Annotated in this window: 15 protein-coding genes and 1 pseudogene; 6 read left to right on the top strand and 10 right to left on the bottom strand. The window is 44.5% G+C overall.

What is annotated here, in order from left to right; translation table 11 throughout:
* Positions 1-6: 6 nt before the first annotated feature.
* On the top strand, positions 7-954 hold the full coding sequence (locus HLM86_RS06615; RefSeq protein WP_076587584.1) for a LysR family transcriptional regulator: 948 nt from the start codon (positions 7-9) through the stop codon (positions 952-954).
* A 218-nt stretch (positions 955-1,172) separates the two neighbouring features.
* The gene (locus tag HLM86_RS06620) at positions 1,173-2,375 is read left to right on the top strand and encodes a NupC/NupG family nucleoside CNT transporter (protein WP_076587257.1); all 1,203 of its coding nucleotides are present in this window, start codon (positions 1,173-1,175) and stop codon (positions 2,373-2,375) included.
* Positions 2,376-2,409: 34 nt separating this feature from the next.
* Here the strand turns inward: HLM86_RS06620 and HLM86_RS06625 are convergent, their stop codons facing one another.
* Positions 2,410-2,658 carry a YkgJ family cysteine cluster protein gene (locus HLM86_RS06625; protein WP_076587256.1) on the bottom strand — a complete coding sequence of 83 codons (249 nt, stop codon included), beginning with the start codon at positions 2,656-2,658 and terminating at the stop codon, positions 2,410-2,412.
* 192 nt (positions 2,659-2,850) lie between these two features.
* On the opposite strand from HLM86_RS06625, the gene HLM86_RS06630 reads away from it, so the two are divergent.
* Together HLM86_RS06630 and HLM86_RS06635 are read left to right on the top strand one after the other, a co-directional pair.
* Complete coding sequence (locus HLM86_RS06630; RefSeq protein ID WP_076587254.1) at positions 2,851-3,255, top strand: DUF2850 domain-containing protein; 405 nt, start codon at positions 2,851-2,853, stop codon at positions 3,253-3,255.
* Positions 3,256-3,360: 105 nt separating this feature from the next.
* Positions 3,361-3,801 carry a YcgN family cysteine cluster protein gene (locus HLM86_RS06635; protein WP_170882439.1) on the top strand — a complete coding sequence of 147 codons (441 nt, stop codon included), beginning with the start codon at positions 3,361-3,363 and terminating at the stop codon, positions 3,799-3,801.
* Between the two features lie 139 nt (positions 3,802-3,940).
* Here HLM86_RS06635 and HLM86_RS06640 read toward each other — a convergent pair whose 3' ends face one another.
* Positions 3,941-4,507: a TetR/AcrR family transcriptional regulator gene (locus HLM86_RS06640; protein ID WP_170882440.1), complete on the bottom strand. Its 567-nt coding sequence runs from the start codon at positions 4,505-4,507 to the stop codon at positions 3,941-3,943.
* Positions 4,508-4,695: 188 nt separating this feature from the next.
* Between HLM86_RS06640 and HLM86_RS06645 the strand changes: the two genes are divergently transcribed.
* Both HLM86_RS06645 and HLM86_RS06650 read left to right on the top strand, forming a co-directional pair.
* Positions 4,696-5,502: a DJ-1/PfpI family protein gene (locus HLM86_RS06645; RefSeq protein WP_217702106.1), complete on the top strand. Its 807-nt coding sequence runs from the start codon at positions 4,696-4,698 to the stop codon at positions 5,500-5,502.
* Positions 5,503-5,922: 420 nt separating this feature from the next.
* Entirely contained in the window at positions 5,923-6,645 is a 723-nt protein-coding gene (locus HLM86_RS06650) for a M50 family metallopeptidase (RefSeq protein ID WP_170882441.1), read from the top strand.
* 43 nt (positions 6,646-6,688) lie between these two features.
* On the opposite strand, the gene HLM86_RS06655 is transcribed toward HLM86_RS06650, so the two are convergent.
* The 8 genes and pseudogenes from HLM86_RS06655 to HLM86_RS06695 form a co-directional block, all read right to left on the bottom strand.
* A complete protein-coding gene (locus HLM86_RS06655) occupies positions 6,689-7,465 on the bottom strand; it encodes a phosphotransferase (protein ID WP_143678154.1) in 777 nt (258 codons plus the stop codon).
* A 253-nt stretch (positions 7,466-7,718) separates the two neighbouring features.
* A pseudogene (locus HLM86_RS06665) lies at positions 7,719-9,143 on the bottom strand (coniferyl aldehyde dehydrogenase); the annotation flags it as partial.
* Between the two features lie 547 nt (positions 9,144-9,690).
* A complete protein-coding gene (locus HLM86_RS06670) occupies positions 9,691-10,002 on the bottom strand; it encodes a hypothetical protein (protein ID WP_170882443.1) in 312 nt (103 codons plus the stop codon).
* Entirely contained in the window at positions 9,999-10,331 is a 333-nt protein-coding gene (locus HLM86_RS20180) for a DUF3289 family protein (RefSeq protein WP_170882248.1), read from the bottom strand. Before HLM86_RS20180 ends, HLM86_RS06670 begins: the two co-directional genes overlap by 4 nt.
* 173 nt (positions 10,332-10,504) lie before the next feature.
* Positions 10,505-11,050, bottom strand: coding sequence for a hypothetical protein (locus tag HLM86_RS20185; RefSeq protein WP_254868764.1), 546 nt, complete (start codon positions 11,048-11,050; stop codon positions 10,505-10,507).
* Positions 11,051-11,282: 232 nt separating this feature from the next.
* The gene (locus HLM86_RS06685; RefSeq protein WP_076587238.1) at positions 11,283-12,860 is read right to left on the bottom strand and encodes an alkaline phosphatase; all 1,578 of its coding nucleotides are present in this window, start codon (positions 12,858-12,860) and stop codon (positions 11,283-11,285) included.
* A gap of 316 nt (positions 12,861-13,176) precedes the next feature.
* The gene (locus HLM86_RS06690; RefSeq protein WP_245798170.1) at positions 13,177-13,506 is read right to left on the bottom strand and encodes a hypothetical protein; all 330 of its coding nucleotides are present in this window, start codon (positions 13,504-13,506) and stop codon (positions 13,177-13,179) included.
* Positions 13,507-13,760: 254 nt separating this feature from the next.
* A complete protein-coding gene (locus tag HLM86_RS06695) occupies positions 13,761-14,699 on the bottom strand; it encodes a ChaN family lipoprotein (protein WP_170882444.1) in 939 nt (312 codons plus the stop codon).
* Between the last annotated feature and the right edge of the window lie 57 nt (positions 14,700-14,756).

Below are 14,756 nucleotides of genomic sequence, written 5' to 3' on the forward strand. Positions count from 1 at the left end.
GTGTTTGTGTTATCAGATCGCGCTGCTCAGATGGTGGTGTTTGCTACCTTGCTGACTCATAAAAACTTTACGCTGGCCGCTAAGCACCTCGGTGTTTCGGTGTCTCACGTGAGTAAACAATTGGCCCAACTGGAAGAATCGTTAGGCGTTAAGCTGGTCCAGCGCACCACCCGAACGTTTATTGCAACGGAAGCAGGAGAGCAGTTCTTTCATCATTGTCAGAAGGTGGTTGATATTGCTGAAGAAGCTCAGCAAGAAGTTGAAAGCCACAAACAGGATGTGCTTGGTTTGATAAAAATCGGGATATCTCATTCTTTTGGGACCTTGCATATATTGCCTGCCATTGAACAATTGCGAGCACAATATCCAGAGCTGCAAGTAGAGGTTCACCTGTTTGATTACAAGGTCGATATGCTAAAGGACGGCCTCGATCTTTGGATAACCAATAATGAAACCCTGCCCGAAGGTTATGTCGCTCAGCGTCTGGCTGACTGTCAGTTTGTTGTCGCCGCTTCTCCGGAATATTTGGTGAACCATAGTACGCCTCATCACCCTCATGATCTGAGCGAACATAACTGTTTGATTTACCGAAGCTGGGAACGCGATTACACCAGCTGGGCGTTTGCGAAACCCCAACAGCATTTGAATGTTAAAGTGTCGGGCAATTACTCGGTCAATTTGGCAGAAGCGGTCCGTGATGCTGCTGTCGCAGGGTGGGGAGTCGCCTATCTAGCCACGTATTTGATTGGCGACGAATTCAAAACAGGTCAGTTGATCCAGCTTTTACCCGATTGGCTACCCAGTCAGAATATGCCGTTTTACGCGGTTTACCCGAGCCGCCGCTACCTATCAACGAAAACGACGGCGGTGATAGAGTTTATTAAACGCAGAATTGGTTTCCCCTGTTATTGGGATGAACAATTGGCCGCCTACCTTCGCCGACCTAACCGTTAACAGTACGATTAACTTTTTCTGTTTTCATAAACATCTTTTCCAAATGAAAAATAACCAACGACGCAAACGTTTATCTTCATGTAAAACAAAGTCTTATTTGGTTGGTGTTTGTTTGTACTATTGAAAATACACTTCATTAACAACTTAGATTTGCATCCGATTTTTATCTGAATATTATCCCTCGCCTTCTTCATCTCTCTTTTAAATCGGAACTCTTTATGAACTCGATACTTGGCATTGTGGCGGTGCTGGTCGTTGCTTGGCTATTTTCCACCAACAGGCAGACAATCAATCTTAAAACGGTGTTACTTGCTTTTGGTTTGCAGGTAGGGTTTGCACTACTTGTGCTTTATGTACCTTGGGGCAAGGAAGCGCTAAACAGCGTAACAAGTGTCGTCTCTAACCTGATAAATTATGGTCAAGAAGGCATTTCTTTTTTGTTTGGTGGTCTTGCAACGGGTGGATTCACGTTTGCCATTCACGTGTTAGGGATCATCATCTTTTTCTCAGCATTGATTTCAGGCTTATATCATATTGGATTCATGCCAAAGTTAATCAATCTCATTGGAGGGGCGCTGCAAAAGCTGCTGGGTATAGGCCGTGCAGAATCCTTGTCAGCGACCGCCAATATTTTTGTCGGTATGATTGAAGCCCCGTTGGTGGTTAAGCCTTATCTACGAGGCATGACGGACTCTCAATTGTTCGCCGTGATGACCGGTGGCCTTGCTTCTGTCGCTGGGGGAACCTTGGTGGGCTATGCTGCACTGGGCGTCGATTTAAACTTCCTTATCGCTGCCGCTTTTATGTCTGCGCCCGCAGGGTTACTGATGGCAAAAATTATGGTGCCAGAGACGCAGAAAATCGATGCTAACGTTGAGGTAGAACCTGAGGACGTTACCCGCGCGACCAATGTGGTTGAGGCGATGGCTGATGGTGCGATGTCTGGCCTGCGCATTGCTGTGGCAGTGGGCGCTACGTTACTTGCTTTCATCAGTGTGATTGCGATGCTTAATGGTTTACTGGGCTCGATGGGTAGTTTGGTCGGAATGGAATTGAGCTTTGAATTGATCCTTGGCTATGTGTTCGCACCGGTTGCTTGGTTATTGGGTGTACCGTGGAACGAAGCGATGACCGCTGGTTCATTAATTGGAAGTAAAGTTGTCGTCAACGAGTTTGTTGCTTTTATCCAGTTAATGGAAGTGAAAGATCAACTGAGTGAGCATTCGCAGGCGATTGTCACCTTTGCGTTGTGTGGATTTGCCAATGTATCCACGATGGCAATGCTGATTGGTGGCCTAGGGAGTCTCGTTCCTGAACGACGCAGTTTTATTTCGACCTATGGTTTTCGGGCTATTGCTGCTGGTGTTATGGCGAACCTAATGAGCGCTTCAATTGCGGGTGTTATATTGAGTTTCGCGTAAAGAAGTAAAGCCGCTTAAGTGATTAAGCGGCTTGTTATGTCATGTTTTCAAGTGTGGTAATGTGACTGAGAGCTTCTTGATTACTTGTTCCACATACATCAGGACAGGGTTTAAATTGATGACACACTTGGGGACGTTCTGGTTTACCGAATAACTGACACAAATTGTTGCTGTTGAGTTGAATACACCTTACACCCGCAGGCTTGCCTTGTGGCATTCCCGGGATAGGAGACGAAATACTGGGTGCAATACAGCAGGCTCCGCAGCCCAATCGACATTCCACAATTGATATCCTCATTAAAATCACCGCGCGATACTAACAAAAAAAACAACGAGTGGCAGCATAAAACCGATGAGGGTTAGGTCAAACAGTTCTCCCTTACATTGTTAATAACAAAAATGTCATCTATGCTTTTTAGTTAGGTAAGCGCTTTGATGATAACAGCGCCTAGGAGCCGAAACTGGGGTGGGTCATATGGCTGGTCCAACGAAAAAAAATGGCATGAACGGTGTCCTGATCTTTGTCGGGGTGCTCGCTTTTGCTCTGATTGGCGTAGGGATAAATTCCATCCTCACCTACCAGAAAGAGTCGGCACAACAAGAGCTGTATGGGTTGTGGCAAGAGTCCGATGTTGCGTCATATTCGGCGAATACGTTGCATGTTACGGATGAAGGTATCTATTGGAATGAAGATTTGGTGAGCACCCGTTACGACTTTGATGGAGAAATCCTTAAATTTAGTCTCGGTAACAAGCAGCAGCAATTTTACCTAGACTTATTGAAAGGTCGGCTTGTTCATCTCAACGGCAACTATAAAGCGAAATATCTTAAGCATTCGTCACTTGCGTATGCCCATTCGAGACGTACTCTGGGTCGCTGAGTGTTTCATGGCCACCCATTGGGCCACAGGCCAAACTTTAGAGTTGAAATTGTTGCGCCTTAACGGTATAAAATGCCCCCATTGTCCGATACGAAAATAATCGTTATGAACCAGCCATTTTGGGAAAGCAAATCACTAGAGCAGATGAACGAGCAAGAGTGGGAATCACTGTGTGATGGCTGTGGTAAATGCTGTCTCCATAAACTGATGGATGAAGACACGGATGAAATTTATTACACGAATGTTGCTTGCAGTTGGCTCAACAGCTACACCTGTTCGTGTAAAGACTACCCAAACCGATTTTCATCTGGGGAAGAATGCACCAAACTGACCCGAGAAGATATCGATGACTTTACTTGGCTACCTCATACTTGCGCGTATCGTTTATTGGCCGAAAAACAGGCGCTGCCTGATTGGCACCCTTTGATTACGGGTTCCAAAACCGCCATGCATGCCGCCGGAGAAAGTGTGCGTAATAAAGTGGTGTATGAAATCGATGTGATCAGCTGGGAAGACCACATTTTGAATCACCCTAACCGAGACTAGGCGCAGTAAGGTATACCAAGGCTTTGCTGGTACTCGCTTAATCAGTATTTATCAATATTACGAAAATGTGTGGACATAATGTCGACGCTTAGTCATAGCGAGAACCACTATAATCTTCCAACAAACGCAAAATAAAGTACTAGAGGCTGGCGTTGACCAGAGCCTGAATATAGCACTGTAGTGTTTTCGCTCTTTGTTCTACTTGACTTGGCATTGGCATACTACTGATCTGACTCATAAAATCGATGTTGAGAGTCGCCAGAGCACCAGCTAACTCGGCCAAAGGCAATGTCCATGCGTGGTTTGGGAAAGCATGGGCAAGTTTTTTCTCTATCATTTCGCTCAGTCTGAGTTTGAGCATTCGAACGGCTTGCGGCCAATCGCTGCCAAGCTGATAAGCCATCGTTGGCCGCCTTCCCGCTTTTTTTGCCGCGCTTTGCGCGGTTTCTATCAAAGATAAATGTGGCTCACAACGTAGCCAGTCTTCCTGAGTTCGAAAACTGTTCAAATACACTTCAAAAAATGCATCATGTACTTCAACAAACACATCCAACTTTCTATTGAAGTGACGATAAAACGTTGTTTTTCCGACACTAGCTTGAACAATGATGCTTCGTACCGAGATATTGTAATAGTCCTTGTTCTGCATTAATTCATGAAAAGCGCTCAAAATACGCTCACGGCTTGGTTGAGTGTTCTGAATCATGCAAAGTCCCAAGGGGGAAATAGAGAGGAAGTATAAAGCGTAGCTCGTCGCGATGACAAGGTTACAGGTACATTCTGGTACTTTTTTGCTCAATCGTTCCATTCGGAACCAAGCTGAACAATTGTCCCTTTGTCGGTGATATTTTTCTATGTAGATTGGAAGCTGGTTTATTCTAGTCTGGAGTCTTTATGGGTTATTGTTTCAATCGTCGACGTTTTATTCAATCGTTAGCCATGTCATCTGCGGTCGGTGTTAGTGGTTTGGCCTTGTCATCTATTGCAAAAAGTGATGAGCGATTAGATAAAAATAGGGGTTTAAGCCATCCAGTGTCGTTGGACGCCAATAAGATCAACATCGGCATCTTCGTTTACCCAACCGTCACTATGCTCGATGCGTATGCTCCGTTGCAAGTGTTGGTCGCTAGTCAGCAATTCAATGTTTTTACATTCAGCGAAACGGGAGGAAGGGTACCTTCGGACGCAAATGTGGACTTACTGCCTAACTATGGTTTTGACAACTGCCCAGATATTGAGGTGTTGATCGTCCCTGGGAGTGCCAATCCCATCGGGCAGATGACAGAGCCTAACGTTTTGTCTTTCCTACAGCGGGTAGGGAAGCAAGCCAAATACATCACTTCAGTTTGCACGGGGGCCCTAATCCTTGCAGAGGCAGGTTTATTGGACGGTTACACCACCACGGTGCATTGGGCTTATGCTGAGGTCTTGAAAAAGTATCCCCATGTTACCTATGTAGACCAACGAATTGTTAAGGATCGTAACCGTATTAGTGGCGGTGGCATAACGGCGGGTTTGGATTTTGCGATTACTTTGGTGGCCGAACTGGCCGATACTTATCAAGCCCAAGCGTTAGAACTTATACTAGAGTATGATCCCCAACCACCCTTTAAAACGGGTAATCACAACTCGGTATCAAAAGAATTAAAACAGGTGGTTCAAGGTAAAGTACATGCGCTTGCGAAAGATTTATTCATATAGATGTTGGGTACAGTAATAAACCCAATCAGATATAAATACCGCTGACGACATGACTTAAAAGTGGCACAAATCATAGTGGAGGTGAACCTAAATAGAATATGCAATAGCGGAATTATAAATATCCATCGTTGTAGAGAGTCAGCCAGAAAAATATGAACGAATATTGGGCAACATATTTCTGGAATTGCGCTGCTGTCTATGTAAAATAGGACGCGCCTAATACAGATACTATCCGAAAAAACAGGCTCAGTTGAAGAAGATCTTTATCAAAAAGGATTGATTAATAAGTAGTGTCTGATATTTTTCGGTGTCACCAAGGTTTCCAGGTTCATCAGAGCCTAGTTTCAAGAATCACTTGTTGCACGAGGTCAACATAATGACCAAGGCGTCAGACTGTTGTCGATAATATTGAGGAATTTGATGTTAGAACGTTTTGAGCAACACCCAAAATCAGATTTGATTATTTTTTTAGTCTTCTCTTTCTTAGCGTTTTGGATGCACCATCTTAGTCAATCTGCCATATTGATTTATTCTTTGAAACCCGTAGAAGTTTTTTTACATGAAGCATCTCACGGGCTTGCAACCTTACTTACTGGTAACCAAATCGAGAGCTTACATCTTGACTGGCGCGGCGGGCATGTCGTATCTCGTTTTCTGGGGGACAGCAGACTAGAGAGAATTATCGTTGCTTTCAGCGGTTACGCCGGCGCATCTTTTTGGGGGCTTTTGATATACGCGACAAGTGTGTATTCAAGTAAGATGATCAGAGTTCTTCTGCTTATGTTGAGTGCCTGTTCCTTCTTCCTTGTTGATGGTTTAATGACGGGACTCATTTTAGGTTTTGTTATTGTTCTGTTTGCCTTTGGCTGGTATTTCGATCGAGCTGGGAATTACTTTTTAAGATTTCTTGGTCTCTTTGTTATGCTCAATTCGATTTATTCTCCGACCTATCTTTTTTCTTACCATCAGACGGGCGATCATGTGTCTCTCAGTCAGTTGTCTTTTTTACCCTCTTTCGTCTTTATTTTGATTTGGGTAGCGATTGGGCTCTACACTTTGTGGCTGGCGTATCGTCTCACTCTGTCTAAATCAAAAACAGAGAGTGCCTCTGCTCGGACTTTAAAGGTGTCGACGTTCAAGTAATCGTGGTGGATGTATAGAGTACCTGAGATCTAGGGTGTTGTGCTTAAAGTCCTTTTTCCACTTTAGCGAGCCATTGAGGGATGTGTTGTTGGTACCAGTGAATACATTTTACTTTGTGTGGATTATTGCGCCCGACCAGTATATTGGTGACTTCAATGATCAACCAAGCTTTGGCTAGGATAAGTTGTTTTACCAACATGTGACCAGAAACTTGTGGGTTGTATAGCGTATACTGGCCGACCATCCATTCATAGTCATCAAGTGAACCTAGCCCTTTGATGAGCGGCGCCAAGTCAATCGCAGGGCTGCCAAAACCAAACCGCTCCCAGTCAAAAAGCACCAGTTCACCGTTGTGCTTGACCCCCCAATTCCCTTGATTCGTATCGCCGCTAACCAGTCTCTGAGATGAGAATAAATCTTGGCTGAGGTGCTGGATTGTTCGGAGGCTGTCATTGGTTATTTGCGGTAAATTCAACGAGTTCAGAGCTAAATCTGTGTTGCTCTCGGTCCAGTGATGTTGTTTAAGTGGGTGTGTTGGCTGGAAATCAGATTGGTGAATTCGAGCCAGCTGTTCAAAGGTCAGATTTTGGGCCAGTAATTCATCGAGTGTTATGGTGTTAGGAATATACTCGATATATAAGTCATCACCTTTAACATCCAGTAGTCTGGGTGTGTTGACACCATCGAGTTGAGGAGCAGAAAACTGGTAAAAATTCAGCTCCACCGGGCTGGCCCCTTGCTTGCGAATACAAGACTTACCGTTGATATCGACAACGGTGACCTGTGCTGGGCCCATTTGGGCTAGATTGGCTGTCATTATTGTCGATTTATTTCCTGTTGTAGGCTGGATCTGTTTTGGTGGTCCTATACCCAACGCTATTGAATATAATTGCGTATGCTACCGACCCAATAATCTTGAGTCAAGTTCGTCTGCCTTGGAGACCGGTTTTTCCTCCTGCGTTTAAGCCCACTTCTCGTTCTCGCCAAGGCGTGCGTCGTTGGCTTACCTTAGTCAGCTGGGTCCTTGATATTCAGCGCGTACAGAACGAAGACAGTTAAGACACCCTTTATGGCTACTTGAGAAAAAACTGTCTTAATACCCTAAAAACAAAGTCCCGATGGCGGAGAATAAAACGATTTTTTGGCAATCGTGAGCTTGAATATAGGACGGTTTTTGCCTTCGAGAAGGTGAGAAAACCCTCGTGACCATGATAATGCCCCATCCCTGAATTGCCGATCCCTCCGAATGGTGCATCGTCGGCTGCGACGTGCAGTGTGGTGTCATTGATCGCCACACCACCACTATGAGTTTGCTGAAGTAGGGTATTAATGACGGCCTGATCCTTCGACATAATGTAAAGAGCTAATGGTCGGTGTCTGTCATTGATGTACTTTACCGCTTCGGCAAGCGTCTCGTATGTCAGTATGGGTAAGATTGAACCAAAGATTTCTTCTTTTAAGATTTGCATATCCTGAGTCAAGTTTGTCACAAGGTGAGGATAGACCCGCCGCCCGCGATTGTTTTCGATCTCTTTGACCGGATGAAGTGTGCCTCCCTTGGCTTTGGCGTCCTCCAATAAACGCATCAACCTTGAATACTGATGATCGGAAACAATATGAGTTTGACCATTTTGGTTGGTGCCATGGATATGATATTCGTGATAACGAGCAATAAAAGCCTCGACGAATTCCGTTTCACGATCTTTAGGAACAAAGACATAATCAGGAGACACACAAATTTGACCAGAGTTGATAGATTTACCCAAAATGAGAGCATCAACCGCGATGTTGATATTAATATTTGAATCTATGATGGCCGGCGACTTACCCCCCAATTCTAGGGTCACGGGAGTTAGGTTGTCTGCGGCGGACTTTGCGACAAGCTTACCCACTTCTGAGGAGCCAGTGAAGAGCAAATGGTCGAAGGGTAAGGCGGAGAAGGCTGCCCCAATGTCTGCTTTGCCTTCGACCATTTTAATATGATCAGTGACGGTAAGTAATATCCGACGCAGGACCTGATTCGCATGTGGGGTGAACTCACTCATTTTAATCATGACGCGATTGCCGGCTGCAATCGCCTGAGTCGCCGGCCCTAACGCTAAGAAAAACGGAAAATTCCAAGGAGTGATTATCCCAACAACCCCCAGTGGCTGATAGTGTACTTTGATTTTAGAGGGGCTGAGCAAGAGACCGGAATGACGTTTCGAGGGTGCCATCCATTTTTTCAGGTTCTTGAGGGCGTAATTGATCCCAGAAATGCTTGGCAGTATGTCGGCGATCAAGGTATCGAATTCACTCCGATATCCATAATCCTGTTGAAGAGCGTCATAGATGGCCTGTTCGTTGGCAATAATGGCAGACTTCAGTTTTTTTAGGACCGCAATACGTTGATGGTAGTTGGGCGAAGGGGACCTGCTGCATGCGTTCTTTAGCTCAAAAAAGGCGTGTTGAAATGGCTTCTGTGTGACTTTTTCTATCATTGACATAATCAGTCTCTTTAGTGGATTAAGCCACGTTCACTCCAGTGGCACTCTGGGTAATAAAGGCCATGTGTCTAATGAGCCTTATTGGTGAATTTTTCAATCCGTTCCTTTTACCTGCTGTCATTAGCGTGTAGAGCACCCCAAAAGCATTTTCACCGGAGGCGAGGCCATGACGGTTAAAATATCTGACGCGCCGATGTTGAAAACGCAGTCGCCAAGCTTCTTCTGGAAAGTGGGTGTACTTCACAATCCGGTCTGTACATTCTGTTCCGTGTGATAACGAAATCAAAAGCGTTGAAATAGTGTCAAGGTTGGTCGCCACCAAAACGTTAAAAAGACGTGCTTACATGTCCGCCAAGTCACTGAATTAAAGCACGCTTCTTTAGAGCCATATCTTTTGTATAGAGATTGTCTTGATGGTGAGACCTTACATCTTATCAAACACTACACTGTCGTTTCATTTAGTCAACTTTGGCTTCACATAAAATCATTTAAGTTAAAATTCAATGATTTTTTAATATCATAAGCCATAAAAAGATTAACCTTTAAGGTTTAAAATAAATTAGTAGCCTAAATAAACCCAAAATCCAAAACCAAGCACCATATACCCCCCAAACCACCACCAAAGCCGTTTGTAAACCGTGTAGATTGAGCCAATGAAAAAACCAGGGATCATGGCGACAATAGATATAGAATCAAATAGGTTTTGAGAAATGAGTCCCGTTGGTTTTTTACCATCACCACTATATTCATACGTATCATCACGTAAAAAACCATCAGGGATGGGATCTATACCAAAAACCACACCCAGCCATGTTAATCCTAAAAAAAATAAAGGGATTAACAACAAGGAATATCGAAAAATTTTACTCATAATTCAAAATCTATTTTTGTTATAAATGGCTGATACCCGCACCCATTAAAATGTTGAAGCAAATACCAAGATCGAAAGCCTTCCAATTGTTCATACTGCTTTAAACCATCATTTAAATCGTGATTAATATCATTAGTGTCTAATCCAAAATGGTCCTGAATTTCATACTTAAACATTCCTCTAACTTGATCTCCTTTGTATTCAAGTTGTTCAACATAAACACGTAATGACCAAATATCGTGAACAGTAAGCACTGTCCCGTTATAAAGATCTTTCCCACTTGGACTTGTATCAAATTTAGGCAGCGGCTTCCCCTTATCACTCATCATATATCGACTCGAAACACTAACGATATCATCAGGCAATTTTCCATTTTTAAGATTATCTTCTAAGCATTTTTTTAGGGCTTCGTGAAACTTTTCTCGGTCGTCTCGTGCTCTTTAAGTGCATTGGTTAACAATGGGTTGCTGTAATATCCCCCCCTCGTTACGCTCAAATTTATTCACCATTTCAAAAAAATTGCGTTCGTTTCCCCTTTTGATGAAAAACCTCTCCCAAAAAGCAAATCATCAGCCAAACTCCGCATCCGCTTAAAATGCTCGCTTGCTGGTAATTTAAACTGATCTTCTGTGATGACATCATATCCTCTTGATGGAGAATAATAGGTTTTGTTCTTAAATGGTTGCGTAAAACCATAAGATTCGATATGAGAACGCTCTTCATCCCCAAAAGTCATATCAGGCGCATCAAAATCATCCATTTTCTTTTGTGTTTCATAAACCAATAGCGGGAAATTGCCTTCAACTGGTAGCCACTGCTCTTTGGAGGTCGTTTCTTGCTTTTCTTTCTCCATCGCTTCTTTTTGTGCTTGCTTTTTCGCCTTCATCTTTTGGGTCTTAGGCGAGATGAGCGGGTTATTCAGCATTTCTCTTTGTTTTTCGGTTTGCGCCTCAAACATGGCGACCGCTTCCTCATAGGTCGTCGTCGTACTTGGATCAGACCAATACATCGATCGGGAAGGAGGGAAAGGGTAGTTATCTTTAGCCATAAATCAGTTGCTCATTATTTTATTTAACAATGAGCATATCAAAATTAGTCATCGATTAGAAAAAGGAGAGGTATTATTATGATCTTATGTCAACTCAAAGTGATGTGTCTTTCGGGCCTTTGCCAGTGTGAGTGGTCAGGCGCACAAAAAAGCGCTCGGGACCGAGCGCTTTTGATTTTGCTCATCTTTCATCGAGCGGAATGTGCGAGTCCACTCTAAGAAATGACGCTTGTTATTTAACCTGTTCTTTGATGTATTCCCCCAGTTCTGAGTGATGCATGATCTTAGACACAGGAATAATCGATTCAGCAGGCCCCCATGCAAAAACATTGACGGGTGTATGGGTGTGTGTGCCAGTCCCCCAAACAATGTTTTGGCCAGTTGCTTGTTCACGGGCGAGTAGGTTGCCACGGTCGTTGTAGGGGAAGAAAGCATCGAAGTCGTTAATCGCAGGAATTTTCTCTGCTGAAAGGTATTTGTGGCCTGCAAGTTGGTACGGGTTCGGTTTGCTTGCTAGCACCTTAGCAGCTTGACCGGATGTGATCGGGAAGTCTGTATTCTTGTTGACTAACTCAGCAAATTTTGCCGCGGTTTGTTGATTATTGTCCAGCTTTTGAAATTCGTCGACAATGCCGTAGTAGCTCTTCTTCTGGTTATAAAGACCGTCTAGGATTTCGAACGCACCAAAGTTAAAGTTGGGCGCGTAGTTGCGAGTGGAGAAGGCTTCCCCTTGACGCGCTTGTGGCTTCGGTAAGTCTTGGGAAGAATAACTGAAGCCAAATGAGCCTGTTTCGTGGTCTGCGGTTACTATCACTATGGTATCGTCACGACCTTTCGCCCATTCATAAACCGCATTAATGGCCTCATCGAACTTAAGCAGTTCATGTAGCATGGTTCCGGCGTCATTACTGTGGCCAGCCCAGTCTATCTGGCCTCCTTCTACCATCAAGAAAAAGCCATCTTTATCCTTAGAAAGGATATCGAGAGCTTTATTGGTCATTTCTTTTAGGCTTGGCTGTGTGCGGTTTGGATCCGTCTTACTCATGCTGTAGGCGATGCCATCATTCATTCCAGAATAGGAAAAGAGGCCCAGCAGCTTGTCCCCTTTTGCATTGGCCATCATGTCGCGGTTAAACGCCAGTGTATAGCCTTGCTGTTGCGCTTCAGTGAGAAGGTTGCGGTCGTCTTTACGTTTGGATTTTAAGTAAACATCCCCTTGAGTGAGACGTTCAAGCTGCTGATAGGTGGTGCCTTTGTCGTTCGTGGACTTCGGGATCCAGTGACGTAGCCCTCCTGAGAGCATGACATCCGGCCCTGTTTTGAGCATATCTGAGGCGATGTCATTTTCCAAAGAACGGTGCGGCTGATGCGCTGCAAAAGCGGCCGGTGTTGCATGGGTTAAGCGCGTATCAGAGACTAGCCCGGTGGCCTTGCCCATTCTTTTGGCTTTTTCTAAAACCGTTTCGATATGATGCCCTTGACCATCAACCCCGATCACTTCCGAACCCGTGTAGACACCGGTTGAAAGCATGGTAGCAGAACAGGCTGAATCAACAACGATGGCATCTTCCGGATGGGTAAGAGATGAGCCGATAACCCCTTCCTGAGCAATCTTGAATAGGGCGGTAGAGTGACCTTGATAAACTGAATGAGGAGCATTGTTGGCATACGTTTCAAGTAAACCAACCTGCTGGGGGCCCATACCGTCGCCAATCATGAGAATCACGTTGTTAATTTGTGCAGAAAGTGCGTTGAAAGAGAAGGCTGAAGTCGCCACTGTCGCGATGAGAGTTTTCGTTAAGTATTTCACCGAATTATCCTTATTTATGAAAGCGTCCCGATTAAATCACTGTTACATTTCATATTTGTGTCATCAATGAATTAATTTGTAATGTTATGGTGACATAGGGTTTTTGTGGGATATGGCATGAAAAAAGCCCGTAAAAATGAGAGATATATTAAGAGTGGGTAGGGAGCGTGATGGGAATGGCAAACACAATCAGAGCGCGATCTGAATATTGGGATTCAAATGGAATGCCATACTTTAACGGCATCTTGGACAGACGCTAGAAAGTGAGGGCGAAGTGGTAAGAGTTGAACGCAGAAAACCGGACGTCAGCCGGTTTTCAAATAAGGGCAAGAAGTATTCCGCCTACCGTTGCCGCAGCGGAAAGATATTGCCCCGCTGAGTATGCGCCATCTTCCTCTTCTTTTATTTTGTCAGGTTGGTCTATGCCCAAAGCACCATGTGCAAATGATTCAACTTTATCGCCAACGGTTTTGTCTTCTTTGGCTTCTTTATCGATCTCTTGCAATGCGGCAAGCAAGGCTTTTCCTTCCTCGGAAAGTGTCACTTTATTCTGCTCAACTTTAAGAGGAGCCGGGCCTTTATCGGGGCCGCTTGTCGCTGTTTGAGGCTTTACCTGCTGGGCTGGCGTCAGCTTAGCTGGCTCCATTCCTACTGGTGTCATCGCGATCTCCTTACATCATCCTTGTTAGTGTATCGACCATGAAAAGTAAAACTTGACAAGTTTTGTATGAATTTTATGCAAGCACAAAGTGTGCCTGTTTTTTAAGTGCCAGACAAAAACCTGTTCAAAAAGTGGAGAATACGTCACGTGAATGAATAAATACCGAAATGACCGCGACGAATTTTGACCAAAAATTATGCAGTTAAACTAGCGCCATATTAATCAGCCAAAGATACGCATCAGAGACAGGTCAGGTCTTGATGACGTTGACTCAGTTTTTGGTAAGCCTTATTGCGATTCTCCCTCTGTTGATAACGTACGGGGAGATCGAGAACCTTCAGTTGGAAATCATGGCTATCAGTGCTGGGTTCCAAGACAGGCGATACGACGACGACATTGAGATCTGGGTTTCTATTAAGAATGGATGCTTTGGTCCCAAGCCCTTGCTCAATGTGAAAACGACCCGCGATGTGCAGCACTTGAGCATTTGGATACTGTTCGAGGTGATTGGTGATACTTTCCGCCATGGTTTCATCCCAAACCATTTGGGCTGCGAATTGTTTTTCAGTCTGGTCTGATTGCCCATGGTGCATTGAAGCCATAAACTTTTGTTTATACGGGCTGGGTGAGGTCTCAATATTTTTTGCGATATTGAGTCGTTGTTTTGGGCTGAGTTTGTCCAAATAATCAAGACCTTGTCTACCAACGCAGCGCACAATTGACTTTGGTGCATTGGCCGCAATGACATCGATCTGATGTGTTTTCGCCAATTCCATCAACGGGCGATAATCACTTTCGTAGTTAGGCCAAGCGTTGGCGTTTTGCATAAGTGTCTGTTCGCCGATTTGTCCGGACAGGTAGTTGTTCAAGACCGGCTGGCTCTCGCGGGAAAATTGTTCCATGGACAACGTGACGCGCTTTGATGACTGTGTTGCTGAAGCCGTCAGACGTTGCAGCAGATCCGTTTGAAAATGATGGATACCAGGATGAGTGTGGAATTCACCGACAAGGATAACGTCTGCATCAATGAGTTTGTTTGGTAACGCGGTGAGTGTCAGAGGTCTTGCATCAGGTGAATAGAGCTGATAGTCGTAGAAGTTACTGACCTTCGGTTCGGGAAGGGTGGAGCAGGCGGACAGCGAGAACGCTATCAGCGCTAGACTCGTCAATTTATGCATCAGTATGCCTCAAAATTTGTTTTGAGGCATAGTAATCGAGCTAGGGCTAGAACTCAA

The organism is Vibrio ostreicida (assembly GCF_013074385.2).
GTDB lineage: Bacteria > Pseudomonadota > Gammaproteobacteria > Enterobacterales > Vibrionaceae > Vibrio > Vibrio ostreicida.

Bases quoted from the DNA above. Each gene is read 5' to 3' on its own strand.
- HLM86_RS06620 (WP_076587257.1), top strand. From the start codon at position 1,173: ATGAACTCGATACTTGGCATTGTGGCGGTGCTGGTCGTTGCTTGGCTA.
- HLM86_RS06630 (WP_076587254.1), top strand. From the start codon at position 2,851: ATGGCTGGTCCAACGAAAAAAAATGGCATGAACGGTGTCCTGATCTTT.
- HLM86_RS06635 (WP_170882439.1), top strand. From the start codon at position 3,361: ATGAACCAGCCATTTTGGGAAAGCAAATCACTAGAGCAGATGAACGAG.
- HLM86_RS06640 (WP_170882440.1), bottom strand. From the start codon at position 4,507: ATGATTCAGAACACTCAACCAAGCCGTGAGCGTATTTTGAGCGCTTTT.
- HLM86_RS06645 (WP_217702106.1), top strand. From the start codon at position 4,696: ATGGGTTATTGTTTCAATCGTCGACGTTTTATTCAATCGTTAGCCATG.
- HLM86_RS06650 (WP_170882441.1), top strand. From the start codon at position 5,923: ATGTTAGAACGTTTTGAGCAACACCCAAAATCAGATTTGATTATTTTT.
- HLM86_RS06670 (WP_170882443.1), bottom strand. From the start codon at position 10,002: ATGAGTAAAATTTTTCGATATTCCTTGTTGTTAATCCCTTTATTTTTT.
- HLM86_RS20180 (WP_170882248.1), bottom strand. From the start codon at position 10,331: ATGATGAGTGATAAGGGGAAGCCGCTGCCTAAATTTGATACAAGTCCA.
- HLM86_RS20185 (WP_254868764.1), bottom strand. From the start codon at position 11,050: ATGGCTAAAGATAACTACCCTTTCCCTCCTTCCCGATCGATGTATTGG.
- HLM86_RS06690 (WP_245798170.1), bottom strand. From the start codon at position 13,506: ATGGAGCCAGCTAAGCTGACGCCAGCCCAGCAGGTAAAGCCTCAAACA.
- HLM86_RS06695 (WP_170882444.1), bottom strand. From the start codon at position 14,699: ATGCATAAATTGACGAGTCTAGCGCTGATAGCGTTCTCGCTGTCCGCC.